The organism is Emergencia sp., assembly GCF_048465375.1.
Lineage (GTDB): Bacteria > Bacillota > Clostridia > Peptostreptococcales > Anaerovoracaceae > Senimuribacter.
The window spans coordinates 107,657-134,198 of record NZ_DBFWLQ010000020.1; the positions used below are offsets into that span (position 1 = coordinate 107,657).

Annotated in this window: 24 protein-coding genes and 2 pseudogenes; 8 read left to right on the plus strand and 18 right to left on the minus strand. The window is 48.3% G+C overall.

Annotation, left to right across the window (positions count from 1 at the left end):
• Positions 1-95: 95 nt before the first annotated feature.
• Both ACMQ5W_RS13450 and ACMQ5W_RS13455 read right to left on the minus strand, forming a co-directional pair.
• Entirely contained in the window at positions 96-320 is a 225-nt protein-coding gene (locus ACMQ5W_RS13450; protein WP_148492448.1) for a hypothetical protein, read from the minus strand.
• Positions 313-762: a hypothetical protein gene (locus ACMQ5W_RS13455; protein WP_419025612.1), complete on the minus strand. Its 450-nt coding sequence runs from the start codon at positions 760-762 to the stop codon at positions 313-315. Before ACMQ5W_RS13455 ends, ACMQ5W_RS13450 begins: the two co-directional genes overlap by 8 nt.
• A gap of 118 nt (positions 763-880) precedes the next feature.
• On the opposite strand from ACMQ5W_RS13455, the gene ACMQ5W_RS13460 reads away from it, so the two are divergent.
• From ACMQ5W_RS13460 to ACMQ5W_RS13480, 5 genes are all read left to right on the plus strand, one after another.
• The gene (locus tag ACMQ5W_RS13460) at positions 881-1,702 is read left to right on the plus strand and encodes a MerR family transcriptional regulator (RefSeq protein ID WP_419025613.1); all 822 of its coding nucleotides are present in this window, start codon (positions 881-883) and stop codon (positions 1,700-1,702) included.
• Complete coding sequence (locus ACMQ5W_RS13465) at positions 1,699-2,364, plus strand: response regulator transcription factor (protein WP_419025614.1); 666 nt, start codon at positions 1,699-1,701, stop codon at positions 2,362-2,364. The genes ACMQ5W_RS13460 and ACMQ5W_RS13465 overlap by 4 nt, the downstream gene beginning before the upstream one ends.
• A 92-nt stretch (positions 2,365-2,456) precedes the next feature.
• Entirely contained in the window at positions 2,457-3,371 is a 915-nt protein-coding gene (locus ACMQ5W_RS13470) for an ABC transporter ATP-binding protein (RefSeq protein WP_419025615.1), read from the plus strand.
• A complete protein-coding gene (locus ACMQ5W_RS13475; protein ID WP_419025616.1) occupies positions 3,364-4,206 on the plus strand; it encodes an ABC transporter permease subunit in 843 nt (280 codons plus the stop codon). The genes ACMQ5W_RS13470 and ACMQ5W_RS13475 overlap by 8 nt, the downstream gene beginning before the upstream one ends.
• Before the next feature lie 82 nt (positions 4,207-4,288).
• Positions 4,289-5,173: a sensor histidine kinase gene (locus ACMQ5W_RS13480; RefSeq protein WP_419025617.1), complete on the plus strand. Its 885-nt coding sequence runs from the start codon at positions 4,289-4,291 to the stop codon at positions 5,171-5,173.
• Between the two features lie 5 nt (positions 5,174-5,178).
• On the opposite strand, the gene ACMQ5W_RS13485 is transcribed toward ACMQ5W_RS13480, so the two are convergent.
• The 9 genes from ACMQ5W_RS13485 to ACMQ5W_RS13525 form a co-directional block, all read right to left on the minus strand.
• On the minus strand, positions 5,179-5,820 hold the full coding sequence (locus tag ACMQ5W_RS13485; protein WP_419025618.1) for an SdpI family protein: 642 nt from the start codon (positions 5,818-5,820) through the stop codon (positions 5,179-5,181).
• Complete coding sequence (locus ACMQ5W_RS13490; RefSeq protein ID WP_419025619.1) at positions 5,807-6,088, minus strand: autorepressor SdpR family transcription factor; 282 nt, start codon at positions 6,086-6,088, stop codon at positions 5,807-5,809. Before ACMQ5W_RS13490 ends, ACMQ5W_RS13485 begins: the two co-directional genes overlap by 14 nt.
• A 121-nt stretch (positions 6,089-6,209) precedes the next feature.
• A complete protein-coding gene (locus ACMQ5W_RS13495; protein WP_419025620.1) occupies positions 6,210-7,076 on the minus strand; it encodes a fibronectin type III domain-containing protein in 867 nt (288 codons plus the stop codon).
• A 165-nt stretch (positions 7,077-7,241) separates the two neighbouring features.
• Positions 7,242-8,171: a thiamine pyrophosphate-dependent enzyme gene (locus ACMQ5W_RS13500; RefSeq protein WP_067539158.1), complete on the minus strand. Its 930-nt coding sequence runs from the start codon at positions 8,169-8,171 to the stop codon at positions 7,242-7,244.
• Positions 8,168-9,361 carry a pyruvate ferredoxin oxidoreductase gene (gene porA, locus ACMQ5W_RS13505; protein ID WP_419025621.1) on the minus strand — a complete coding sequence of 398 codons (1,194 nt, stop codon included), beginning with the start codon at positions 9,359-9,361 and terminating at the stop codon, positions 8,168-8,170. The genes ACMQ5W_RS13500 and porA overlap by 4 nt, the downstream gene beginning before the upstream one ends.
• Complete coding sequence (locus ACMQ5W_RS13510) at positions 9,362-9,664, minus strand: 4Fe-4S binding protein (protein ID WP_148492437.1); 303 nt, start codon at positions 9,662-9,664, stop codon at positions 9,362-9,364.
• Between the two features lie 12 nt (positions 9,665-9,676).
• Positions 9,677-10,264: a 2-oxoacid:acceptor oxidoreductase family protein gene (locus tag ACMQ5W_RS13515; protein ID WP_148492436.1), complete on the minus strand. Its 588-nt coding sequence runs from the start codon at positions 10,262-10,264 to the stop codon at positions 9,677-9,679.
• A 435-nt stretch (positions 10,265-10,699) separates the two neighbouring features.
• The gene (locus tag ACMQ5W_RS13520; protein ID WP_419025622.1) at positions 10,700-13,696 is read right to left on the minus strand and encodes a LamG domain-containing protein; all 2,997 of its coding nucleotides are present in this window, start codon (positions 13,694-13,696) and stop codon (positions 10,700-10,702) included.
• Entirely contained in the window at positions 13,665-15,326 is a 1,662-nt protein-coding gene (locus ACMQ5W_RS13525; protein ID WP_419025623.1) for a Hint domain-containing protein, read from the minus strand. The genes ACMQ5W_RS13520 and ACMQ5W_RS13525 overlap by 32 nt, the downstream gene beginning before the upstream one ends.
• A gap of 189 nt (positions 15,327-15,515) precedes the next feature.
• On the opposite strand from ACMQ5W_RS13525, the gene ACMQ5W_RS13530 reads away from it, so the two are divergent.
• From ACMQ5W_RS13530 to ACMQ5W_RS13540, 3 genes are all read left to right on the plus strand, one after another.
• On the plus strand, positions 15,516-16,076 hold the full coding sequence (locus tag ACMQ5W_RS13530; RefSeq protein WP_419025624.1) for a YdeI/OmpD-associated family protein: 561 nt from the start codon (positions 15,516-15,518) through the stop codon (positions 16,074-16,076).
• A 21-nt stretch (positions 16,077-16,097) separates the two neighbouring features.
• Entirely contained in the window at positions 16,098-16,541 is a 444-nt protein-coding gene (locus ACMQ5W_RS13535; protein WP_419025625.1) for a DUF4624 family lipoprotein, read from the plus strand.
• Between the two features lie 222 nt (positions 16,542-16,763).
• Positions 16,764-18,410 (plus strand): IS1182 family transposase, encoded by a 1,647-nt coding sequence (locus ACMQ5W_RS13540; RefSeq protein WP_419025626.1) that lies wholly within the window; start codon positions 16,764-16,766, stop codon positions 18,408-18,410.
• 179 nt (positions 18,411-18,589) lie between these two features.
• On the opposite strand, the gene ACMQ5W_RS13545 is transcribed toward ACMQ5W_RS13540, so the two are convergent.
• The 7 genes and pseudogenes from ACMQ5W_RS13545 to mtbB form a co-directional block, all read right to left on the minus strand.
• The gene (locus ACMQ5W_RS13545) at positions 18,590-19,168 is read right to left on the minus strand and encodes an NAD(P)H-dependent oxidoreductase (protein ID WP_148492432.1); all 579 of its coding nucleotides are present in this window, start codon (positions 19,166-19,168) and stop codon (positions 18,590-18,592) included.
• A gap of 19 nt (positions 19,169-19,187) precedes the next feature.
• Entirely contained in the window at positions 19,188-19,634 is a 447-nt protein-coding gene (locus ACMQ5W_RS13550; protein ID WP_419025627.1) for a GNAT family N-acetyltransferase, read from the minus strand.
• 17 nt (positions 19,635-19,651) lie between these two features.
• Positions 19,652-19,870: a YdbC family protein gene (locus ACMQ5W_RS13555; protein WP_148492430.1), complete on the minus strand. Its 219-nt coding sequence runs from the start codon at positions 19,868-19,870 to the stop codon at positions 19,652-19,654.
• A 143-nt stretch (positions 19,871-20,013) separates the two neighbouring features.
• Complete coding sequence (locus tag ACMQ5W_RS13560; protein WP_419025628.1) at positions 20,014-21,819, minus strand: ABC-F family ATP-binding cassette domain-containing protein; 1,806 nt, start codon at positions 21,817-21,819, stop codon at positions 20,014-20,016.
• Between the two features lie 441 nt (positions 21,820-22,260).
• Positions 22,261-23,661: a trimethylamine methyltransferase family protein gene (locus tag ACMQ5W_RS13565; RefSeq protein WP_419025629.1), complete on the minus strand. Its 1,401-nt coding sequence runs from the start codon at positions 23,659-23,661 to the stop codon at positions 22,261-22,263.
• Positions 23,652-25,106 (minus strand): annotated as a pseudogene (gene mttB, locus ACMQ5W_RS13570) ([trimethylamine--corrinoid protein] Co-methyltransferase). The gene ACMQ5W_RS13565 and the pseudogene mttB overlap by 10 nt, the downstream one beginning before the upstream one ends.
• A pseudogene (gene mtbB / locus ACMQ5W_RS13575) lies at positions 25,103-26,539 on the minus strand ([dimethylamine--corrinoid protein] Co-methyltransferase). The pseudogenes mttB and mtbB overlap by 4 nt, the downstream one beginning before the upstream one ends.
• Between the last annotated feature and the right edge of the window lie 3 nt (positions 26,540-26,542).

Consider the following 26,542-nt stretch of genomic DNA (forward strand, 5'->3'; position numbering starts at 1 on the left):
CTATCAGTATAAACCTTGGTATAATACCAATGTAAAGGAGTTTTTTAAAAAAATAAAAAACCGAGAGAGATTCCCGGCTTTCAGTAGAATTATTATTATACCCTTCTTCCTTTTCCTTTATGTGGATGTTCTTTTCCGTATTCCGCGGCTTTCAATAAAAAATCGCCCGGCTGCATACCGTCAAAGTATTCTCTCTGCCAAACTGTATAGTCAAAATCATCCCTCTTTATTGCAGCAATGAATTGCTCTGCTTTGACAACTCCCAGTTGATCAATCAAGCAGGCTATCCCCATATCCATGATTTCTGCAGTATTATTCATTTGCTTTCACCTCGATTTCTCTGATAAACTCTCCTGGCGTTAAAATTTTAACTTGATCAGATGTGTATTTTAGCAAGCGATCATCTGTAGTAATGAAATAGTCACTTTTGGCATAAATTGCGCATGCTACGTGCGCGGCATCCTTTTCCTTTACACCTGTGTCCATAATCTGTCTGACCATCGTTCTGATTTCATCCTGTCGCTCTTCTCCGACATAATATGATTCATTTTCTTCCATGAACGTTGAAATTGCTAATTTCTTTTGTATCACTCTATTTTTACTATTTTCAAAATCCAAAACATATGAAGTAACCAATTCAATTTTTTTATCTTTAATCATTAATTGAATGTACAATTTTGCCTGCGTGTCCAAATTGATTCGCATTTGTGATTGATCGTCATATGGGCGATTATAACAGCAATTATCCAAATATATTCTCATATCACAACTCCTTATATTCATATTTTATCATAATAGTCCCGTCTAAACAAGTTGTAAAGGTTTACAACCGTATATAAACCTTGGTATAATACCAATGTAAAGGAGTTTATTAAAAAATATGAAAGAATATTATAAAATTGGAGAAATATCCAAATTATACGGGATTGGCACAGATTCCCTCAGATATTATGAGGAAATCGGCATATTAAAACCGCGCCGGGACGATAATGGTTACAGGATGTACAGCATCAATGATATCAGGACCTTGAATATTTTGCGAGAGCTCAGATCCATCGGTTTTTCCATGGCTGAAATCAAAAATCACCTCGCCGATTTTGACGTAGCCAAAACCCTCAATCTATTTCAAGAGGAAATCGACACCATCGACCAAAAAGTGAAAAGCCTGGAAAGCCTGAAAACCCAGCTCGCCGACAGAATAGAAGAAATTCAGGACCACCTGCGGGCAGAAGCCACTTTTGGTCAAATAGAAATCAAATCGCTTTTGCCGCGGAAAATTCTCAAACTCTCAGAGAACGTCTATCGAGATGCAGACCTGGATTTTGTCATCAAAAAGCTGCAAAAGGAAAATGAGGATCAGCTATACATCATCGGCAACGGCGATATGGGTGCTACCATCCCTTTGGATTACATCCGTCAGGGGAATTACGGGCACTTCAATTCAGTCTTTTGTATCATGGGTGAAAATGATGATTTTGACACGGTCATTGCCGGAGGAGACTACCTCTGCACCACCGTCAAAGGCGGTTATGACCGCATTCCTGTAGCCTGGAAATCCCTTTTTACAGATCTTGAAAAGCGCGGATTGGCTGCAGACGGTGATCCTATGGAGCTTTACATCATCGACAATCACGACACCAGCGTCGAATCGGAATACATCACTCAGTTACAGATCAAAATAAAGGCAGGTAATACAAAATGAAGAAAATAGCCATCATCGATGACGATGTATCTATCAGCGATATGCTCGCGGAACTTCTCACGCGAGAGGGCTACCAAGTACAGCGCGCCTACTCTGGAACAGAAGCGCTGCTGCTTCTGGCTGGCGAAAAGCCTGACTTGATTCTTCTGGATCTGATGCTGCCTGGCCTCAGCGGCGAAGAGGTTCTTTCGCAAATCGAACAAGTTCCCGTCATCGTCGTCAGCGCCAAAGCAGATACCCAGGACAAAGTAAACCTGCTTCTGTCCGGCGCTGCAGATTATATCACAAAACCCTTTGATACCAAGGAACTGCTGGCCCGTATCGCGGTCCAGCTTAGAAACATAGAAAAGCCGGTCAATCGGACAGTGCTGCACTTTGACGAACTTTCTCTGGATCTTCATCGGCACCAGGTCACTGCAGGCGGTCAAATGATTCACCTGACGAAGACGGAATATGCCATACTGAAGATGCTCATGCAAAACCCAGCCCAGGTCATCACGAAGAATCAAATATTGGACCGTATCAGTGATGACACCCCCGACTGCATGGAAAGTTCTCTGAAGGTTCACATCAGCAACTTGCGCAGAAAACTCCGCCAGAGCACAGGCAAAAACTACATCGAGGCGGTTTGGGGCATCGGTTTTCAACTGCAGAAAAAATAAATCTTTACGATTTCTTAACCAGAACCTTAACCGTTTTCTTAACTCCTGCCTGCTAGAATCTCAGTATCAAATCAAAAGTGAGGTATGAAAATATGGACTACGTTTTACAGACTGATAATTTGACAAAACAATACCGGGATTTCAAGGCAGTTGACAATCTGCAGATGCACATCAGAAAAGGTGCCATTTACGGCCTTGTGGGCAGAAACGGCGCCGGGAAGACGACTTTGATTCGCCTTCTCTGCGGTCTGCAGCATCCAACTAGAGGTACTTACACCCTCTATGGTCAGGAAAATACTTCTCCCGAGATCAGCGAAGTGCGAAGGCGCATAGGGGCGGTGGTAGAATCTCCATCCATCTATCAAGATCTCAGCGCAGAAGACAACATCAAAATGCAGTATCGCGTCCTGGGCCTGCCATCCTTTGAGGGGATCGAGGAACTGCTTTCTCTCGTCGGCCTTGAAAACACCGGCAAGAAAAAGGCCAAGAACTTTTCTCTCGGCATGCGGCAGCGCCTGGGCATCGCCATCGCTCTGGCCGGAGACCCAGACTTTTTGATTCTGGATGAGCCGGCTAACGGCCTCGACCCTCAGGGCATCATTGAAATGCGCGAACTGATCTTGAAGCTGAACCACAAATATCAGATGACTGTTCTGATGTCCAGCCACATTCTGGACGAACTATCAAAGCTGGCCACCCACTATGGATTTGTTGACAGCGGCCGTTTGATCAAAGAAATCAGCGCAGCAGATTTGGAAAAGGCCTGTCGTAAATGTATGGAACTGACAGTGACAGATACGAAAGCTTTCGCCCGCGTTCTCGACAGACTGCAGCTGGAGTATACCATTCTTCCAGGCAATCAGGCTGATTTGTTCGGTGAAATAAATATCACAGAACTGACCCTGGCCTTGGCGGACGAAGGTTGTAAAGTCAACGCCGTCAGAGAAAAAGATGAAAGCTTGGAAAGCTATTATGTGACTTTGATCGGAGGTGGACAGCATGAGTAGATTATTAAGTGCCAATCTCGGCCGTCTAAAAAAGGATACTGTATTCAAGGTTGCTTTACTATTTACGATTTTATATGCCGTCATCACCATTGCCGCCGGTTGGCGCAGCATGGATATCAACGATACGCAGATTCCCATGGACGCCCTTTTCCTCAACAGTTTTGGAGTTTCAGGCTTTGTCGCGGTGCCCGGTATCGTCATGGCCGCTTTCTGTTCCATGTTCATCGGCACAGAATTCAGCGACGGCACTCTGCGCAACAAACTGATCGTCGGTCACAGAAGGAAAGACATCTATCTCTCCAACTTCATTACCTGTGTATTCTGCGGTATTTTTTTCAACCTGGTTTATCTGGTCGTGACCGCCCTGATCGGTATTCCCCTTTTCGGAGGATTTCAATCAGAAACCGGCACATTGCTGCTTTTGATGGCAGACGGTCTGCTGGCTATCATCGCTTACGCTGCAGTCTTCAATATGCTTGCCATGGTGCTGCAGAATAAAACAGTGTGCGTGTGTCTGGCTCTCATCATCGTCATGGCTTCCATGTTTCTCTGTTTTTACCTGATGAAGCGTTTGGAAGGTCCTCCTATGGTTGAAGTGTACCAGATGGTCGATGGGCAGACGCGCACGGAAACAGTACCCAACAAGCAGTACATTGCAGGCAGCGCGAGAAAGATATTCCAATTTATCATCGATTTTCTGCCTTCTGGCCAGTGTTTGCAGCTTTCCGGACAGTCAGCCCTCCACTTAAAGCTGATGCCGCTGTACTCAGCCGTCATCATTTTTGTCACAAACGCCTTTGGAATGTTTTTATTTGGCAGAAAAGACATTCGATAAACAAACATACCTATTATCAAAAACAAAATAGTCCGAAATCGGACTACTTTGTTTTTGATCTTAACAGATATAAGGAGTTCCCATGGTAACAGTTCTCATACTGCTGAGCCTGGCGCTCGGCATCACAACCCTTGTCCTGATAGCTAAAGTTCACTTGATGAAGAAGTCGGCGGAAGAAATCTGCAGGCAGCTTGATTTCGCTTTGACAGAAGAGACAAACGCTTTGATCTGTATTTCCAGCAGCGACCCTGCCATGAAACGGCTGGCAGCCGAAATCAATCGGGAGCTTCGTTTGCTTCGAAAAGAGCGCCGGCGTTATCTGCATGGCGACAGAGAATTGAAGGAAGCAGTTACCAATATTTCTCACGACTTACGCACGCCGCTGACAGCAATCTGCGGTTATTTAGATATGCTGGAAGACGAGGAAAAGTCCAAGGATGCCTGTCGTTATCTGGCTCAAATCCAGAACCGCACGGAGGTTTTGAAACAGCTGACGGAAGAACTCTTCCGCTATTCTGTCGTAGTCTCCACCAAAGAAAATCTGAAACCGGAGACAGTGGCAGTTGACGCCATTTTGGCAGACAGCATCGCCGCCAGTTACAGTGCACTGACAGCAAGGGGCATCACCCCCGTCATTACACTGCCCGAAAATAAAGTGCTGCGGCACCTGGATCCGGGTGCTCTTTCACGAATTTTTGCCAATCTCATCAGTAACGCAGTAAAATACAGTGAAGGCGACCTCGCAATTACCATGAATGATTTCTGCGAAATCGCCTTTACCAATACCACTTCCGACTTGTCGCCCGTTACCGCTGCCCGCCTATTTGACCGTTTCTTCACTGTCGAGACCGGCCGGAAAAGCACCGGCCTGGGTCTTGCAATCGCAAAGGCATTGACGGAAGAAATGGGCGGTTCCATCGATGCTGAGTATGGCGATCAAAAACTGTCCATCAAGCTTTGCTTTTGATCCATTTATCGATTCCCCTTTTGCAGATATAAAATAAACGAGTAGAGCACTGGCAGGCAGACCATGACCGCCAGAACAGAGAAAAACCAAAGGCCTGACTGTATTGGCAGAAACGGCTTGACTAATACAAAGACACCCGCTAATATCCACAACGCCCCTGCCAGACGGTGTGTCTTGTTCCAGTTATCCACATCCGCCAATGTCCATGGAAGCTTGATGCCAATCGTATAATTCTGTCTGCTTTTCGGCAGATAATTTCCCGTAACGATAAACACGATGCCGACAATCATGGTGACGACCGTCGATATCGGAATATCCCGCCCCATGCCGATTAAAAGCGTGATGGGCACTACAATCACGCTGAGCACTGGTACCAGCCAGAAGCTGAGCAGACGCATGGCATTGGACTGATTCTTTTTCTTCGGATCGTGAAGGATGGTAATCATGCCAATCAGATGAATCGCCAGCAGAAATAGGGGCATCCCAAAAGCTGCGAGCCATTTGGCCGCGTAATTATCTGGATTTCCCGCATCATCCCAGTGTATCGCAATCTGATCCGGCAGCTTGCTGTATACTGCCACAGATATGACCAGGGGCAGCAGGCATACCACAGATGAAATAATCAATGTTTTTTTATAGTCCTTCATTATCGTCGCCTCCCTTGAACTGTGAAAACCACAGCATCAGTTCTTCAAATACTGTCGTATTCAGTTCATAATAAATATAGTTCTTTTCTTTTGTCTCAAATATCAGACCCGCATTTTTTAGCTGGCTCAAATGATGGGATATTGTAGCCCCGGTCATGTCAAAATTCTCAGCTATTTCTCCCGCAGGCATCCTGCCGCTCTTCAGCATCATCAAAATATCGCGCCGTACCGGATTAGATAACGCCTTAAACGTTTCCGGAAGTCCCACGAAAATCACCCCCTCCGATATCTATTTAGAAAATTTTCTAAATAGATACTAACACGACAGCAAACAAAAAGCAACACCTATTTAGATTTTTTTCTAAATAGGTGTTGCCTATTTTTCAATTTCAGTTCGCTGCGTCCATTGAATCGAGAATCTCCTGCAGATACTCGTCCAAAGTCATCAACTTCTGTCCGTCCGGATACTGTATCGCCATATAGAAAAATTGTCCTCTGTAGGTGAGGCCAATGGCAAAGCCTTCTCCACCTTCTTTGTAATTGATGGCTTTCGGGGTTTCCTCTCCTTTGATTCCAGAAACCGTCCCTTGTAGCTCTTTGTTCAGTTCATAGGTGACCTTCACGGACTCCCCTTTTAATAGAGAATAAGGATAATTCAGATATTCGGTATCTACATCCCCTGTATTGAGATTCTCATATCTGACTGCCTTTAAGAGAATCCCGTCCTTGCTCCAATCCTTCAGGTCGTTGAAAATGACTGGGGATGCTGCAAGCTGGATTTCCTTTTTGCTCTTGTTGGTGATGGTGACGGTCAGACTGCCGTCTTCATTTAGCTTCTTCGGGAAATCAATAGTATAATCTGGTATACACTGCTCCATCTTTACCGAATCGATGTTGCTGAATTTTTTGCTCAGGGTTCTCTTTCCATATATGGTGTCCACCGCTTTGACCTTAAAGTAATAGGTATTCCCCAGCTTCAAGTTTCTGCTGGTAAAGGTCGTCCTTTTTCCACTTGTAATGGTTTTCACAAGGGTATATCTGCCGGTCTTACTGGCAGCCTTATAGACTTTATATCCTTCTGCACCGTTGACATAATCCCAATTGAGTTCTGCGCTGGTGTTAGACATCTGATATACTTCCAGTCCCGTCACTGCTTTCACCGTTTTCGCGGCGCCAAAAGCCATTGACGGTATCAGACTTATGACCAAAGCCAGCATGGCAATCACAGCGATGGAACGATTTCTATCTTTCGTCATGTTCTTTCCCTTCCTTCTATTACGTATTCTATTTCTATTATAGCGGATATCGCGAAAAAACACTACTTAAGAATTCTTAAGATAAGGAGACGGTCTTTTCACGATATTTCTGGTCAAAAAAACTGCCCGGCAGACAGAGCTGCGGGGCAGTTACATATAACGAGGTTATTCACACCTGTTTTTCAATTTTTCCCATTGATCGTCGACGTATTTCTGGGCATCTTCGATCATCCATTCGTTGCCCTTTGCAAACATGTGCTTGAATCTGCCCTGCTTTTCGAGGAAGCGCTCAACAGGCAGCTTCTTTGCCGGTTCGTAGTTGAGTCTCCACACGCCATCTTCAATCTCGTAGAGCGGCCATACACAAGTATCCACCGCCAATTTACAGATTTCAGCCAGGTCCTCCATCTCGTACCGCCAGCCGCGGGGGCATGGTGAGAGAACATTGAGGAAACAAGGACCTTCAGTATAGATTGCTTTATGGGATTTTGTATGTAAATCTCTGAAATCGCCTAAGAAGGTGGTCTGGGCAGCGTAAGGGATGTTATGTGCCGCCATGATTTCAGTCAGATTTTTTTTGTTCTGTACTTTGCCGTAGGACTCTCTGCCCACAGGCGTCGTCGTCGCATCGGCAAAACGTGGGGTTGCGGAAGAACGCTGAATACCTGTGTTCATATATGCCTCGTTGTCATAGCAGACATAGACCATGTCGTGGCCTCTTTCCATAGCCCCTGACAGCGACTGAAATCCGATGTCGTAGGTGCCGCCGTCTCCGCCGAAGCAGATGAACTTATAAGTTTCATCAATTTTGCCCTTTTTCTTCAACACTTTGTATGCGGTTTCCACACCGCCGGTCATAGCCGCCGCATTTTCAAAGGCGCTGTGAATGTAGCTGTCCTCATAGGCGGTATATGGATAAATAAAAGTAGAAACCTCCAGGCAGCTGGTGGCGTTGGAAACGACTGCTTTGTCACCTTCGTCTAATGCGCGGAGCACGCCGCTGACCGCAATACCTGCACCACAGCCTGCACAGAGTCTGTGACCCGGCGCCAGTCTCTCTTTCTTCTCTAATTCTGTTTTCAAACTGTAGCTCATGACTTCTGCTCCTCCAAATCTCTGACACCGATATGTCTGTACACTTCACCTGTTTCACCAGTTTCTATCATTTCGAACAGCGCTCTGTAAATCTCCCCAAAGGTATCGACTGTAACGTCTCTGCCGCCGAGGCCATAGACGTAATTGACCATCATCGGCCGCTTCGCAGCATCGTACAGTGCCGATCTGGTCTCCGCGAAGACAGGGCCGCCGCAAGCGGAGAAGCCTTCGCTCTTGTCCATGACAGCCACAGCTTTGACTTTTGACAGTGCACAAGCTAGTTCTTCCATCGGGAACGGGCGGAAGACACGCAGTTTGATCAATCCTACTTTCTTGCCGGCATCACGCAGAGCATCTACTGCGTCTTTTCCAGTACCTGCAGAAGAACCGATGACCACCACCGCACATTCTGCATCCTCCATCCTGTATTCTTCAAAGAGTCCATACTTTCTGCCTGAAACCTTCTCATATTCCTTTGCAACCTCTATGATTCTCGCCTTCGCCTCTTTCATGGCTTCTGCCTGGGCCTTTTTGACTTCCATATAGTAAGGTGAAATGCCATAAGGGCCTACTGCCAGAGGGTTTTCTTTCTTCAGAAGATAATTTTCCGGCTCATATGTCCCGACAAAGGTTTTCACCTTCTCGTCCTCCAGCAGTTCGATGTTCTCTACCGCGTGGCTGGTGATAAAACCGTCCTGGCAGATCATAATCGGCAGCCTGCAATGCTCACCGATGGGCATAGCCTGTATGTAATTATCGTAAACCTCCTGATTGTTTTCCGCATAAATCTGAATCCAGCCACTGTCTCTGCAGCCCATGGAATCAGAATGGTCGTTGTTGATGTTAATCGGTCCAGTCAAAGCTCTGTTTACTACCGCCATGGTGACAGGCAGTCTGCTGGACGCCGCAACGTAAAGCAGCTCCCACATCAGAGCCAGTCCCGCTGATGAAGTCGCCGTAATAGCCCTGGCCCCGGCTGCTGATGCGCCGATACAGGTAGACATGGCGGAATGCTCCGACTCCACTGCGACAAATTCTGTCTCTACCTCTCCGTCAGCGATGTACTTTGAAAAATACTGCGGAATCTCCGTGGAAGGAGTGATCGGAAAAGCCCCCATGACATCCGGGTTGATCTGCTTCATCGCATAAGCGACAGCTTCGTTGCCGCTCATCCTATCTTTTATTGCCATTTACTTTTCCTCCTTTCCCATGGTAATCGCATCAAAAGGACAGACCTTAGCGCAGATGCCACATCCTTTACAGTGGAAAAAATCTGTCTCGAGCCGTTTTCCATTCTCTACAGGAATGGATATGTCCGGACAAAATGGGACGCACAGCATGCAGTGTTTGCACTTCTCTTCGTCGAAAATGGGAGTCAGAACCCGCCATTCTCCGGTATTTACTAATTTTGATGTGCCCGGCTCATAAATCTCCGCTCCCGGAGTCAGTTCCTGCCAAGGGCTCTGTTCGTTTATATTCTTTGCCTCTATCATCGGGATATCTCCTTAACCAACTTTTACTTCTTCCATGGACATTTTCAGCGCTTCCATATTGCCCTGAATGACGTTCGGTTTTGACGCGAACTTATGTCTGAAAGAGCTTTCCATATCTTGCAAAAACTTATCATTTTCTACGACCTTGCTGACTTTGACCGTTGCCGCAAGCATCGGGGTGTTGGGAAAGTTTTTCCCCAGAGTTGCAACGGAAATTTTCTCCGCGTCAACGGTGCAGACTCTTCCTTTGTAGCCGCCGAGCAGTTCTCTCAGCTCAGTTGGTTCTTTGCTGCTGTTGATGATGATGGCACCATCTTCTGAAAGCCCCGCTGTCACATCGACGGAGTGAAGCAGTGTCTCATCTACTACGACGACATAGTCGGGGTGATATATGTTGGAGTGGACTCTGTTCTGTCCATCTGAAATTCTGTTGTAGGCGGTAATCGGCGCCCCCATCCTCTCTGGACCGTATTCAGGAAATCCCTGAACTTGTTTCCCCGAGCTGAAGCAGACGTCTGCCAGCAGCAGGCAGGCCGTCTTCGCACCCTGGCCGCCTCTGCCATGCCATCTGATTTCTACTGTGTTGCTGTCCTTACACATCTTGTTGGTTCCTCCTTTGGATTTGCTACGAATGTCTGCCCTGCAAATTGGGGCGAGAGCCATAAAAAAAAACTCCGTCCTGTATCAGGACGGAGATAAAATATCTTCGTTAAACCACCTGCTACACAACATACTAACATATGTTCTTCCGATTACGGGGAAGGCCCGTCAGCGCTTACTGAGCCAATTGCGGCTTTTCTGCCCTGCAACTCAGGAGTGATCTTCGAAAAACGTCTACCTTCGGTGCCGGGCTCTCACCATCCCCGGTTCGCTCTGACCTTTTCGGCGTAAATCTACTGTCTCCGTCAATGTCTTTGGTTTCTATTTCATTTTGCTTTACATGTATCTTACTACCAGCAGATGCGGTTGTCAATATTTTTTTGTTTTATATTACAAATATTTTTTCATTTATTTGTTTTCATTTCTAATTGCATCCTACGGTGCAATGATGCCATATGGCACGCACAGCATGTTTCGCGCTTCTACGGCAGAGGTTCCCTGCTGGAAAACTTTGCCGCGATAAGTGGCCGCTTCTCCTGCCTGCACCAGCGGGCTCGTAAAATCACTGCGGAAGGTCAGATTGGCCAGGGTTTCTCCGCCTGCCGTCCGGCAGCAGGCATCGTAATATGCGTTGTGTACCAGTGCTGTAACACCTGCCTGCGGCGGTACTTTGACAATGGCGTGATATCGGAATTGGAACGCCTGTGCTATGGCCGCCCCTGCTCCTTTAATGGCATTGGTTTGCAGCGCTGCCATCGGTTGATCCGCGGTGATGATACAGACGGTGGAAAAAATCCCGTGAAGAGAGAAATTATAGCTGAGCATACAGGCGTAGACGTTACAGTTGGCCTCTGTCTTAGCTCTGGCCGGATTTCTTCGATAGAGGTCAATATCCCGCAGCATAGCGTTTTGGTCCAAAAGGTCCACATAACCGCGCAAGGTGTACGGCGCTGCATTCTCCTTCACATCACAGACTGTCACAAAGGGATGGGCGCTGGGATTATACTTAAACGCTGCACAGTCGTAGATCTGATCCGTATAGGTCTTCAAGTTCGCCGCCGTAACCTGATCTACATCTGTATTTTCACGAGCTTCGAGAACCGTCCGTTTTTCCGAGAAAATCCGCAGCAATTCCAAGGGTACGCTGCGGTCCTTGTGTTCCTGGTCCAGATAAATCGGCTCTGTCGGCGTAGTCGGAAGGAAGTAGATGCGAGCCTTGGTGTTGGCCAGGGTATTGATATTGCTGTTAATCGTATAATTCCACCACAGTTCCAGATCTTGATAGGAAAGTTCACCGCATGCTAAGCTGCCCTTTGTCACGGTAAATTCGCCCTCATATTCGACTCCGGCCGCTAGTCCATTTGCCGAATACTCCAGTTTTTGAAAGACTGCGCTGCTGTCTGTAGCATATGCCTCAATTGATACATCATATGGCGGAGTCGGCGTCTTTGATTTATCTGTGATGATGAATTTCACCTTCACTTTTACGGTCTGCAGTTTATCTGCGATGTATACGGCTTCTGCACCTTCTCTCTTGGCGCTGGTCCACTCCGGCGGGGATACGCTGCCATCACAGGTGCGGCAGCGAACTGCACTGGACGTGAAATTATCAGGACTGTGCTGGAAGGACATGCTGGTGATGGACAGGGATACATCCGTGTCGTCATCGTCATGGTCTGGCTTGTCCTTTCGTTTATTTTTGATTGCTTTCATTGCCATATCCAAGGTCAGCAAGAAAAAAGATGTCAAAGCATTGAGTACCAACAAATCCTTTCCGATTTCGGCAAGACCGGCAGCAGCGCCGCCGGTCAGGCTCAGACCGCTCGCAAGAGCTGCTCCGCCTCCTGCTCCTGCGGTGGCAGTGCCCAAAAATCTTCCTGCTCTGAGCAAGCTGCCCATTTTTCTCTGCGGCTCCGCAGCAAGGCACTTTGCAAACAGTTCTCCAGACAGAGAGACACTGGTTAATGCCGGAATAAAGGTCTGCAGCAGCTCAGTGTCACTTGCAATAGAGTGGATGACGGCCTGCTTTTGATTTTCCTTCACCATCGGCGTCAGATTTGCACAAGACTGATAATAGGCCGCCAAGCCTGCCCAGATGGATTCTGCCTTCCATTTTCCCATATCTGATACGACAGGCTCCGTCCAATTGATGCGGTAATCATATGGCTCTCCCGACAGACTGTCCAGAGTTCTCTGTGCCAAGATTACATCGTCCTCGTCTAGATGAATCTGGCGGCACGTCATCAGCTCGGCTGGCTCCGGAGAAAAGGAAAACAACGCGGTCAGACCGTCCTCAAAGATGTAAGGATGGTTCTGCAAAAAGCTGTCCGCATCGGCTTGTCCCAGCTTCTTGTCAAATACAGCTGCTGTAAAGAGGTATTGTTCACAGGTGAAGTCCATGTCAGGGTTCGCCGAATCAAAGCCGTTTCCCAGGCGGAATTCTCCTTTTTGCTGTCTCTTAGCAAAGGAATGGGACGCTGTCACCGGGGTGCCGTTAAAAAATGCAGTTACCTTGCCTCCGCCATAGGTAAGGAGAACGTCTACCCACTGAAAGACATCGAAAAGCGGCCCCAAGGACATACTTGTTGAACCCAGCTGCAGTTTGAACTGTATCTTATCGTTCTGATCTGTTAAATGGAGACTGACTGATCCCGTTTCAACAATATCTCCGTTTGAAAAGACCACCTGCGTCTGTTTCAGCGAAGGTCTGAGATAAAGCTTGATATAGACGGAAAATTCTCCGCTCTCAAATCCTCCTGGATTGATTTCACCTCCGAGGGTGACCGATGCAAACTTGCCCTTTGACGGCAGATAGACGGGCACCAAGTTCATGACTCCGCAGGAACCGTGAGGAGACACCGTAGCTCCGTGGTTGCTGATATCCGGCATTTCCTCCTTTGAGAAATCGACGAAAGCCAGCAGGCTGGTCATAGACCCACTGTCATAAACCGTTTCATATACGTAATCTTTATACTGCTCCGCTGTAAGGACGCAGTTGCAGCAGCGGAAGCTGCGCATATAGCCGTGAAAGCTGTAGCCCAGCCGGAATGGCGCATTCTCTATCAGGACTGCGCCGCTGGCGTCGGCTTCTCCTGCCGGAACGCCGTTCAGCACAAAGGAAACCTTGCTGCCGTTATAGCTGACCAGCAGATTATTCCACTGCTTTTTCCGCGGCAAAGGCCCCAGTGGCCGCACAGCCTTCTGTCCTGCCGCAGGGTGATAGAAATAGAACATCTCGTTTTCTATGCCGATGCGAATTCCGTTCTCCTGGCTGATCATGTCACTGCTTCCCTCCACTAAGTAGAACCATACATCCAAGGTGTACTGACTCGTAACCAGATTGGCAATATTTACACTCACATAGTTTCCCAGGGACTCTTTGTTGCTGATGCTAAGCGCGTTATAGGCTTCTTTCACCATATTCTCTTTCATGGCGTTCTCCTTTCTCTTCTGCGAGAGATGCGATCAACTCGTTCAGTTCCTGCTGGAAAGGCGCGAGCTTCCTGTTCTTCTCTTCTTTGGCTGCCGCCTCTGCCTCTTTCATGGCCCTGTTCTGTGCCTTGAAGTCACCAGCGAAATAGCCGTCCGCGATCAAAAATTCTTCGTCTGCAAGCAGCAGGCTGTAGACCGTATCATGATATTCCACCATATGAAGTTCCTCGATGGCGTCCCTGCCGTATTCCATTTCCAGGATGCTGCCCCATGTGAGGTCCTTCGCCATTTTTATTCCCTCCGTAGTCAGCAGGGGATGATTTTCCGTCAAACGGATTACATTTCCCTTGACAGACCTGATCAAAACCAACCTTTCCTCAGGCCCCTGAATCAGATCTTCCACTTTACAGTTTCCATTACGGGTTCTGACCTGCTCACCCGGCCTGATCTCACAGACCATTTTTTCACTGCCATCGGCCATAGTAATGTGCGTATCCTTTGCGAAGCAGCCCCACAGGATATCTATCTTCGGAATCTTTGCATAGGATGGATCCTCATGGGTAACTCCATCGCTCTGAATGGTCAGGGGCACACTGATTCCCTTCTCCGTCATGATGTGCACGTGGGCGTAGAATGTCAGCTGCTGTGCGCCGGTCAGTGCTTTCTTTGCGATGGTGGTTTTCCAGTCTATGGGAAATTCCCAGGATATCGTCTGTCCGCTGACACGCAGACTGATGGCGCTCATCTGAGACAAATTAAAGTTTGCTACGCCGTTCTTCTTATTTTCTATGTAGAGGAAGAAATCCTCGTTGCGGTCGATATACGGTTTTGGTGTAAAACCGTCAAGAAAGGTGGCGTTGCCTTTAAAAGGCATATGGACACTGATGTTCTCTGGCGTCGTCCCTACTTTTTCATAGTAGTAATCCCAAAGAGAATCGTCCAGGATTCCCTTTCGGTTATAGTAGATGGTGGTCTTTTGCCCTCCTATATGCCGCATCGGCATAGGCGCTTCCACAGTCATGGACGTGACCAGACTGCTGGCGCCGATGATCTTGACCACATCAGACACGTCGGTTTTGCTCCTCAGCAAAGGCTTTCCTTCTTCATCCTGTTCCGTCCAATAAAAGGTGGATGTAGCGAGAAAATGGCGTTCCTGTCCTCTGATCAGGCTGGCTGCCGGCACTTTGATACCGCCTGTCAGATAAGACGAGTAGTTATCGTTTATGGCAAAACCGTCCACGCTTTTTTTGCTGACCACGTCTGACACGTCGCCGATGATGACAATCGACGGATTTTCCCGCGTCATATCCATACAGGAAGTGCTTTCAAGTGTGGTTTGCGGATGAAAGTTCAGTGTGCGGATGTTCATGGCGTCAGTCAGTCCCGTGCCATCTGCTTCGCACTCGTTCATCGGGCATTCGCCCTTTTCCGCCATCTTCAAATCCTGACCGCGGGTTTCCTGCAGCATCTGGTACACTTGATGGTACTTTTTCTTCAGCAGGTCTTCCCCGCCCAAACGCCAGGTAATATATTCGTAGTCAAAATCCCTGGCCAAATTGTGACGTATCGTTCCAGTCCCCCTTTGACTGGCAGACGCAATCTTCTGCGCCATCTGATAATACTGCTCCATGGTATCCTCCTTACCTAAATTTACAGATAATTAACAATTTTCTATTATTAATTATATCACTATCTTCCCCATCTTTCCAGTAATCAAAGGGGTTTGACAAAAGGACAGCCAGATATTAAAATTAGGGCAAAGGAAAGACGAAAAAGGCGGGAGACCGTCCCATGCGGATAGATCAGGATGGAGGTTTATATGAATGAAATATTAGAGTTTGCTAACAGAAACGACTTCAGAGAGTGGTTAAACAGCAATTGTCTGGCTAGCGACGGCGTCTGGCTTCTATTTGGCAAGGCGGGCGGTCCGAAGACCATCAAGGCGAAAGAGGCCCTCGAAGAGGCCCTCTGTTTTGGCTGGATTGACGGCCAGATGCAGAGCATCGACGACAAGACCTACAAGAAATACTTTTCGCAACGCAGGGAAAACAGCAAGTGGTCAGAGAAAAATAAAGGAATTGCCTTGCAGTTGGAGCAACAGGGTATCATGACGGATTATGGCCGAGAGAAAATCGCAGAAGCTCAGAAAAACGGTCAGTGGGACGCACCCAAAACTTCAGTGATAACAGAAGAACAGATTGCTTCTCTAACGGACATACTAAAAGACTATGAACCCGCCTATACGAATTTCCAGAAAATGTCGCCTTCAGTAAAAAAGACCTATACGCGGGCGTATTTTGACGCAAAAACAGATGCCGGCCGTGAAAAACGCCTGGCGTGGATGGTTGACCGCCTCAATCAGAATCTGAAACCGATGTAAAGGCATATGGAGGTAATTTTAATGAAAAAGATAGCAGTTCTATTTATAATGCTTGTCATTATGGCTGGTTTGACAGCTTGCTCAAATACACCTGACCTATCAGACGGAAATGAATTAACCATAAAAATGGAATTAGATCAAGGCTATGATGATACCGAGCCCTTTGTAAATGAAAAATTGTTTTCTGTATCAGATGATATGGAGACTTTCATTGCTGAGGGAACTTTGCGTTTGGATGGCAAAAGCGTGATTTTGGAAGTAAAAAATAACAAGACAAAGGAAGTCTTATGGAGCAGTACCTGGGACGGGGAGGTTCAGTCAGATACCTTTTCCATTTCATTAAATAATGTAAAAAAAGATGATGAATACGTTGTGTGTCTCACAGGGAGAAAAATAAACTATGCCGCTTTAGAAATCACCTTTGACGGTGACTTCGTACAGGAACGAGAGAGGCCTTTACAATAAATTCGATTTTCCATAACTGCATAAGGGCTGCATCATCAACCCGAAAACGGCGCAAAACATTGTCTTCTGAATGTTTTATGCCGTTGTGCTGAGGGGCTGTCGCACTAACGGATATATATCCGTTAGTGACGAGGCCCCTTTTCGTATACAAAAAACATACAAAAACCACTAAAAAGCCTGCGAATCCATTGGAAACGCAGGCTTTTATGGTAAAATAATTGTATGACAAAACACAATATCTTACGTAAACAGTATACACTGAACGAGCGGAACTATCAACTGAAAATTCCAATGGAACTTGACGCATGCATACCAGAAGATGACTGCGTGAGACTCATCAGCCAGTTTGTGGAGGAATTGGACCTGGCTGCCCTCTACGGCACCTATGAAAGGATACCGTCGGGGAAATACGCGTCTCCCGGGACCATGCTGAAGGTCATGCTCTACGCCTGCCATGAAAGGACGGACATCTCCTCAAGGGCCATCGAGAAGAACTGCAGGCGGGACATCAACTACATGTACCTCCTGGAGGGAAGGAAGGCGCCCGACCATGCGTCCATCGCAAGGTTCAGGACGAAGCATTTCGCAAAATGTGCACAGGGGCTCCTGGCACAGATGACGGGGTTCCTTTACGGGCTGGGACAGGTCACGGACGCGGAGGTGCATGTCGACGGCACAAAGATCGAAGCGTCCGCCAACCGGTACACCTTTGTATGGAAGAAGTCCACGACAAAGCACCAGGCAAGGTTCCTGCAGAAGACGGCCCTGCTGGTGGGCGACATCATTGGACGGTACGGCTTCGGTCCCTTATGGCACAGGGAGGTGAAGAAGAAGCACGTGAAGAAGCTCCTGAAGAAACTGAAAGCGATGGCGGAAGGGGAAGGGTTGCAGTTCGTACACGGGCGCGGCCACAGGAAGGCACAGCTGCAGAAGGACATCGAGGACCTGCGGGCCGCCCTGGAAAAGCTGAAGGAGTATGAAGGGAAGCTGCATAAATGCGGCAGGCGTAACAGCTACAGCAAGACGGACAATGATGCCACCTTCATGCATATGAAGGACGACCATATGATGAACGGGCAGCTGAAGCCCGCATACAACCTGCAGCATGCGGTGAACTCAGGGTTCATCGTCATGACCGGCATCTTCCAAAACCCCGGGGACATGCCCACCCTGAAACCGTTCATCACACAGATGGAGGAAAGCCTCCCGTTCAGGTTCAAAAGGATCGTGGCGGACGCAGGGTATGAGAGCGAGGAGAACCTGAAATTCCTTGAAGACAGGGAGATGGAGACATACATCAAACCGGCGGATTATGAGCAGCGCGGCACGAAGAAACGTGCCGCCCAGATAGGCCACAGGGACAATATGGCCTATGATGCACAGGAGGACTGCTACATATGCCATAACGGCAGAAAGATAAAGAGGCAGTATGAGAAAGGCCGGAAGACGGCAGGCGGCTATCTGCGCATGGAGACCCATTACCGCTGCGACGGGTGTGGCGGCTGTCCGTACAGGGAGGCGTGCATGCCGGGGAAGAACTGGAAGAAGCCGGTTGAAGAGAGGTACAAGAGCCTTACCGTGTCAAAGGAATTTGAAAGGCTGCGGGCGATGGAATATGAGCTGATAGACAGCGAAGAAGGGAAGAAGCTCAGGATGAACAGGAGCATCCAGGCGGAAGGCTCATTCGGCGATATCAAGGCCGACAGCGCATTTACGAGGTTCCTGTGCCGCGGTAGGGACAACGTGCATGCGGAAAGCATCCTTTTTGCAATGGCCCATAACCTCGGGTGGCTGCACCGCAGGATACAGGATGACAGGCTGGACCTGCATCTGTATGAATTGAAAGAAGATACAGGAAAAGCCGCATAATTTAACAATTCAAATATAGAGTTAAAACAGGGACAGTAAGAGTACTGCCCCTATTTTGGGTACAGGAAAAGTCCCCAATGAAAGATGACGCATTTACCTGCATCGCAATAAATTACACATCTATAGCAAAAGGGGCAGATCGCATTAGATTTTTATCTAATGCGACAGCCCCTTTTTTCTTAGAATCTCTGTTTTACCTCTTCTATCGCCTTTTCCATGATCTTCTCTGCGTCGAAACCTTCGATGTCTAAGGCTTCCGCTTTGATCAGTTCCGTCTCCGGAATGCCGAACATGTCTGCCACGCCGCACATGTAGTCGTAGCCGAAGTTCTTATCGCCGATAAACCCGCCGGCCGTGGTGATGTATACCATTTGCTTACCCTTACACAACCCGACAAAGCCGGTATTGGTAGCCTCAAAGGTCAGATCCGCCACCATGATGTTTTCGATATATACCTTCAAAATCGACGCAAAGGACAAGTCCCAATACGGTGTTCCCACTACGACATAATCCGCCTCTTGAAACTGTTTAGCAAAATCAAACATGGGTTGATTCCAATCTTTTTTCTTGATATAGTTGTCGCGCTCAATAATCCGTTCCTTGGTCAAAGGTTCTACCTTCCCTTTACGCAAAACTACGGTTTCCAGAGTAACCTCCGGGTTTTTCTTCATAAATTGATCAATATATGTAGTGCATAACCGCTTCGTCCTTGATGCATGGGTACTGATGCATGCGTCGATAAATAAAAGTTTTTCCATTTTTTAAATTTCTCCTCTTTTAATAATGATATGTCATAAATTCCGGATGACAGCTGACGTTCAGCTGATCACATGTCTTACAGTTAAAAATATTCGGCGTCTCTTCCGGGGTTAGATAAGTAAATCCAAACTTCTCAAAGAACTTTGGTGCCTTAGCCACCAGATAAATGCGCTCTCCTTCCATGTCAGCGATTCTTTCCATGGCAGTTTTCAGCAGCAGTGCCCCTATTTTATGTTTTCTGGATTCTTCTCTGACTGCAATGTCTCCGATGACAAATTCGCCGCCTTTGTGTTCGATAGAAATGCCGCCGAGGAGAGATCCCGTCGCATCTTCTGCCCGCCAACAAGTAATCATGGCCGGCGGTGCGTCGCCCTCAATATGAATCTCAAGTCCAGATTCTCTAAACAGTGGAACTAGTTCCATATATCTGCCGGTTTCTATTATTCTTACTTCGTCTGTATTCATGGTACTGCCCCCACACTCTATTCTATGCCGCCCAGAAGCCCTTTTAATTCTTTCACTTCAGCAAGGGTCAGGGTGATACCCTTTCCCATCTTCTCGTGCTCCGGCGCCCAATCTCTCAGATCATATTTGGGCTGTGCCCCATTCCAGCTGACAAGATTCAGTTCCTTGCGCCAGCCTCTGGCGTTCTCTGATAATACGCCTAATTCTTCTACAATCTCGTATTTAATATCTGCCATCTATACGTTACCTCCAAATATCATTTTGACTATAAATCCCATCATTTATATTGTACACTTTTACGGTTCATTGTAAACCGTTTTCTCCTTGTCACTTAGAATCCCGTTTAGAACGTTCCGGCAAGTCTGTACTGTAAAAATCTCTAGTTCTTATAGTTAGCAATCTTCTCCGCCAGTTCAGACAAGTACTCCCAGCGCTCCATCATCTCAGTCAGCTGTGCGTCCAGATGCGCCTTCTCTTCCGTCAGCTTGGCCAGCTTCGGAAAGTCTGTCGCATTTTTCAGCATCTCTGTCTCTATCTCTGCAAGAGACGCTTCCAAATTGGCAATCTCTTCATCTATGGTCTCATATTCCCTCTGCTCTTTATAGGAAAATTTTGGTTTCTGAGGTTTTTGCAATGTTCTTGTCTTTTCTGTACTCGGCCGCTTCTCCTTTGACCGCTGCACTTCTTTTTCCTGAGCCAGTTCTTCCTGCCGCTTGGAATCATAATCGCTGTAGCCGCCGTTATATTCCTTGATGCATCCGCCGCCTAGGAAAGCAAAGGTCTTCCTTGTAACTCGATCGAGAAAATACCGGTCGTGGGATACGGCAATCACCGCACCGTTAAAACTGTCCAAATAGTCTTCTAATATGGTCAGTGTCTCTATGTCTAAATCATTGGTCGGTTCGTCTAATATCAACACGTTAGGCGCAGTCATAAGAATGCTGAGAAGGTACAGCCTGCGCTTTTCTCCGCCTGACAATCTGCCGATTTCCACCGAATGCATGGCGGGCGGGAATAAAAACCGTTCCAGCATCTGTGACGCGGAGAAACTCCCCTCGGAGGTTTTGATATTGTCTGATATATCCGCAATGTATTTGATCACTCGCGAGCCGTCATCCAACGCTTGATTTTCCTGGGAGAAATATCCGATTTTTACGGTTTCCCCTTTCTCAACTGCGCCGCTGTCTGGCTGTACCTGGCCCATAATGATGTTCAGCAAGGTGGATTTTCCGCATCCATTGGGTCCGATGATGCCGATGCGGTCACTCCGCAAAAGGGTGTAACTGAAGTCTTTCATCAAAACCTTGCCGCCGTAGGTTTTTGATAGATTCTCCATCTCGATAATTTTCTTTCCCAGCCTGCTGGATATGGTATTCAGCTCCAAAACAGAGTCATCGATGACCAGCTTGCTATCCGCCAGTTCGTTAAATCGCTGAATCCTCCCCTTTGCCTTTGTCGTCCTGGCCTGCGCACCGCGCCTGATCCAAGCCAGCTCTTTTTTATAGATGGCCTGCCGCTTTCGTTCACTGGCTAATTCCATCTCCTTGCGAGCCCCTTTGGTCTGCAGATAGTAGTCGTAATTGCCATCATAACTGTGAAGACGACCGCCGTCTATTTCCACAATGCGGTTTGTCACTCTGTCCAGAAAGTAGCGGTCATGGGTGATCATAAAGACAGCTCCGCGATACTGAATCAGAAAATCCTCAAGCCAGCTGATGATGTCGTTGTCCATATGGTTGGTAGGTTCGTCCAGGATCAAAAGGTTGCTCTCCGCAGTCAATACCGCCGCCATAGCAACACGCTTTCGCTGTCCTCCCGAAAGTTCTCCCATCTTCTGATCAAAATCGCTGATACCCAGTTTGGTCAGCATGGTCTGGCACTGATAAATTTCAAAGTGAGGACTGATTGCTTCCAGATATAAGACCGCCTGATCCATGACACTGAGAGCTTCATCAAAATCCGGATTTTGTGGCAGGTAAGCCCTGCGCAGCTCTTTTCCCTTAGTTATGGTGCCGCCTTCAGCCTCTATAGCGCCTGCGATGATTTTCAGCAGGGTGGACTTGCCGCTGCCATTGACACCAATCAGTCCGATCTTATCGCTGTCATTGATAGTCAAATCGATGCTCGTAAGTAACGGCTTTTCTGTATAACTCTTCTTTATATTTTCTGCTGTCAGTAAAATCATAAAGGTTATGTCTCCTTCAGTTTAGTTTTCGTCTATTTGTTGCGACGCGAAGCTCCGAGTCTCCTGTATTTCACCAGGCCGGGCGGCGTATCCTCATTCGGACACGTTTATAATTTTATAGGAACCATCCCCATATGGCAAGGAGTTTTTCACATCAAAATGAATCCCTATTTGTCGAATCTTATCGAATTTTTGCTAAAACGAACAAAAAACATGTCTTTTGAAAAAACCTCGTACCCATTGGAATACAGCCGTTTATATATCAATTACCAGGATGATTCGACGATTTTAGTCCTGGAACCGTTGCAAACACTTGCTTAAAAACTTTTTTCCTAGTCGAACCAAAAACGCCTTTTGGGCAAAAAATCCCGGCAGGACTGCGCAAATTGCCGAGCCGGGCTATGCAAAAGCAAAAAAGAGAGAAACAGTCATGTCTCTCTCTTACTGCTTATTTCCTGTAAAGATGGTTTCATCTGCTCTCTGGCAGATTGCATCAATCTTCGCCTTCACCTCATCAGGCAGGGCATCGACGACAGGACCTTCCAGAATCTGCCGCACCCGCCTGTTTGCAATCTCGATACTGTCCCGCTTCTCATAAGTAGTCGCGCGCAGTTTTGACGGAAACATCTTAGAGTAATACAATTCGTCGGGATTGCGGAAATTCTTTATGGAAGACTTGTGTGCCAGGAACGTACCGCCCGGTCCTTCCGCCTTGATATCTGCTGTCAAATCCGTATTCTCACCGACGCGGATACCCTTGCCGATGCGCAGACAACGCTTCGCAATTTCGTCCTCGGTCAAAATCATTTCCAGACTGACCGCCATACCGTTATCCGTGGTGCCAATACCGTCGATCAGGTCGGCTCGACCCAGATAAGCGGGCATGGTTTCAAAGCTGCCTCCACCAGTCACCGCACATGGCAGACCGTAAAATCTGGCCATCTCTGTGCCGCCCAGGCTGACAAGGGCTGCTTCACCGCTTTTCACATATGCACCAGTTACGGGATCTGCTGCGCCAGAGGCCACGCCGTAAATCAGCGGCCAGCCCGGCTTTACGGTCTCGAACAATACGACAGCCGACAGCACCTCTGCATTAATCTGGCAGATGGTGGAGAAAATCGAAGCCGGCGAGGTCATGCCGATCATGGGCATAGGATAGATATTGACAGGAATCTCGTAGTCCGCCAGTTCCAGATAGGCCTCCAACATGTTTTTGTCCTGGGTCAGCGGCGATACGGGGCAGTAAAGCACCGATGCGATTTTTCGCGCTCTGATCTCCTCATCGCTGCCAAGAATCGCCCGTAAGATCTCAATGGCAAACTTCGACTCATAGGGACTTGCGAGTTCAAACTGCACATGTTTAGAAGTCCCCTCTATGATGGCTGCCATCTCGTGGAGACAGTGGGTCTTCTCCGGAACATCCCCTGCACTGCAGCCGGTCCAGCAGGCGACACCGGTTTCCGCATGTTGGAAGATCCTGCCCACGTTGACCACATCCGCTTTGGTGGATTCCCTGCGCTCACCGGTGTAGGGATCGTAGATATTAGTGGTGATACCGCTCATCAGGTGACGGCTCTCCTTTGACGGCAGCGGATAATCATAGGCTGGATTTCGCCCGCCTAGGACAAATTCCTTCGGCGCAGCGGCAAGGGCCGACTGCACCATCTCTTCCGTAAAATACACGATTCTGCGCTTTTCGTCAGTGCGTGCCCCTGCGTCTCTCAAGGCAAAGAAAGCCTTGTCGCTTTTGATCCATACGCCAGTCTCAGAGAGGATTTCCATCGTCCTCTTGTGAACCAGCTGCTTTTCTTCTTCACTGAACACTTTAATCTCTATCTGCATAACAGTTCTCCTTCGCGTTCTATCATCGCCCGCAGCTTATCCTGCACATCTTCTGGCAGAGGGATTGGCTGATGGTTTGCCAGAATGTCCTTAGCGAGCGCCCTGGCTCGCGCAGGCATATCCTTCGCACCATCTTTCTCCCATTTCTCGCGCATCTGTCTGTCGATCAGAGTGGTGGTAGAAATCTCATCTCTCATATGTTTCAAAGTGTGTCTCTGGCTCAGGTAATTACCAGCCGGTCCTACAGCCTCGATCACCTCTAGCGCCAGAGCATCTTCATCCACCATGACTTTCTTTTCTGTTCTCTTGAACATGCGCACAAACTCTGCATCCATGAGGAACTGTTCGTAGCTGATGGCCATGCCCATATCGATCATGCCCAGGCCATAGACCAGGTCCACCCCGGCCAGTACCGGCATCAGTCCGGTCAAAGTCTTCTCGTGGCCGATCTGCACATCCATGACTTTGCTGTCCGCCTACGTTCCGCCTACCTTGGTCACGACGTCGTAGTATTTTCCCATCTCCGCTACCATGGCACCGAACATACCGTGTTCTGGAGCGCCCACCGGGGAAGTGGCACGTCTCATGTCCATGACCGTGGTGGAACTGCCGTAGATGACGGGGTTTCCTTCGTGTACCAGCTGTGTCAGCACGATTCCTGCCAAAATCTCCGCGTTAGTCACGACAAAGGTTCCCGCCAGGGTTGCCGGCGTCGTTCCGCCCGCCAGTCCCATGGAGAGAATACTGATCGGCAGTCCCGCCTTTGCCGTCTCGATGATGACCTGAGAAGCACCATCGTGAATTTCCAGAGGGCTGTTCGGACACATGCAGAGGGTGAAAAAAGGCCGCTCCCGCAGCGCCCGTGCACTTCCCGCAATGGCAATTCCCATGTCGATGATGGCTCTGGCATTGTGTCCGTTTTCAGCATCTAAAATCGCGTGCTTTGTCGTATTCTTAAAGATGGCTTCCGCTTCATAAAAATCCTTCAGCGGTCCCGGCGCGTCCTGGGCTGCAACCGCTGTGGTGAAGGCGTTAATCTCCGGAATCGCGTCACAGAAGCGGGCAAAGTTCTCAAGGTCCTCCGTCTTGGTCTCCCTGACCTCCCCTGTTTCGATATCGAACATCTGCAGTCCGGTGCCGAAACTGGTAAAAGAAACAGTTCCGTCTCCGAGGACAAAATCATCCTTCGGTTCCCTTCCGCACATGGTAAAGGTACCCGGTGTCACCTCGATGGCCCACTCCACCAAATCTCTGGGAAATTTGACCATGTGGCTGCCCGCGTCCACGTCGCAGCCCGCCTTCTGATAGAGTTCCTTGGCCTCCTGGCCAAAAATCCGCACACCGTATTCTCCCATCAGCTTCATAGTTGCATCGTGAATGGCCAGGACACCTGCATCGTCCAGGATGTGATAACCACGTCTTTCTCTGCTAAATGTAAAACTCACTTTTTCCCTGCCTCCAATCCTGCTTTCTGCTTAAACTGCTCTACAGAGTTGATTTTGATGCCGAGAAGGTCTGCAATGCGAAACTTTGCCTGTATCCCTTTTGCAGCACCGTCAGTAGGCATGGAGTATCCTAACCCCATTTCCTCTCTCAGCTCTCTCATCACGGAGCAGTCCGCCAGATCTGTTACATTGACGCCTAGTTTTTCTGCAACGTAGGATTTCGCCTCTGCCAGCCGCATGCTCTTTGCCAGCTGCATCCGCAGTACCAGATCTCCAGCGCTGCGGATACCGCCCATACAGACAGCAATTTCCTGTGTTGCATCGTTTCCAAATGGATCACCCGAGCCTATCTACAATCCGTCGATTTTGGCAATCTCCACCATGGCTTTGGCGGCCTTTGATACCACATCAGTTGGCGGCACGTAAGCCATCGGTGTTCCGCCAACCCCCATACCTACGTTGACGTGAACGGGAATTTCCGCCGCCTCCGAGCAGGCTTTGATGAAGGTCACTGCTCTGGCAATATTCCAGGCAAAAGATTTGTTGCAGTTGGTGTTGACCACCGGCCCGAAGATATTGGCGCCAGCCTTTTCTGCCAGCTTCACCTGCTTGTGCGGATACAGTCCGGCCAGCCTGACACCATCGTATTTCAGTCCGCCGTGCATACCCATGACAAACTCCCCGGCCATGCCGATTTCGATGCCGAAGTCAGGGTGCTCCGCTTTGATGGCTTCTATGGCTTTCAGCGCAGCCAAAAAGTCCGCATCTCCTGATGCACCGCTGGTATCCAGATTCATACCGTCAGCGCCTGCCGCCGCCATGCCTTTGGCAATGTAGACCATATCCTTTACCGCATGTTCCACCGCCTCTTCCTGTGCCGCCTTTGCCTCGTCGATCTTGCCCATAGGCAAAAGCTCCGACCAGTTATCCACTGGACCATCCGGCTTGGTATATCTGCCCAAATCCGGCATGCCTCCATAAAGCACCGGAATGACTGCCTGAGACTGGGCGATTTCCATGACCTTGGCTTCATCGTGAAGAATCGGTTTTACTGTTTTGTAGCTGTAGTCGATATTGCCAATATCCACCGAATCCAACCCGAGAACTCTCTCGTTAATCAGCACTGCTGTTGAGCGGTCCATAGGTACGTGGGCCTGATAGTTCAGCTTGAAGCAGCCGGAATCTGAAGTAGAAACCACCTCCTGACCCCGGGTCACGCCTACCACGTTGCCGTCCATGACGATAATATCAAAGAGATGATTTTTTTCCGCCTCTGTCAATCCGTCAATTTTACCGCGCCGCATCGCATCGTGAATCCCTGCTTCTATGTCACTGCGAATCTCTTCCGCCGTCATATAAAGCCCGCTGCCGTCACCCATGCGGGTGAAATAACCTTGCTTTTCACTCATATAACTCCCTCCAATCTGTAGCATTCT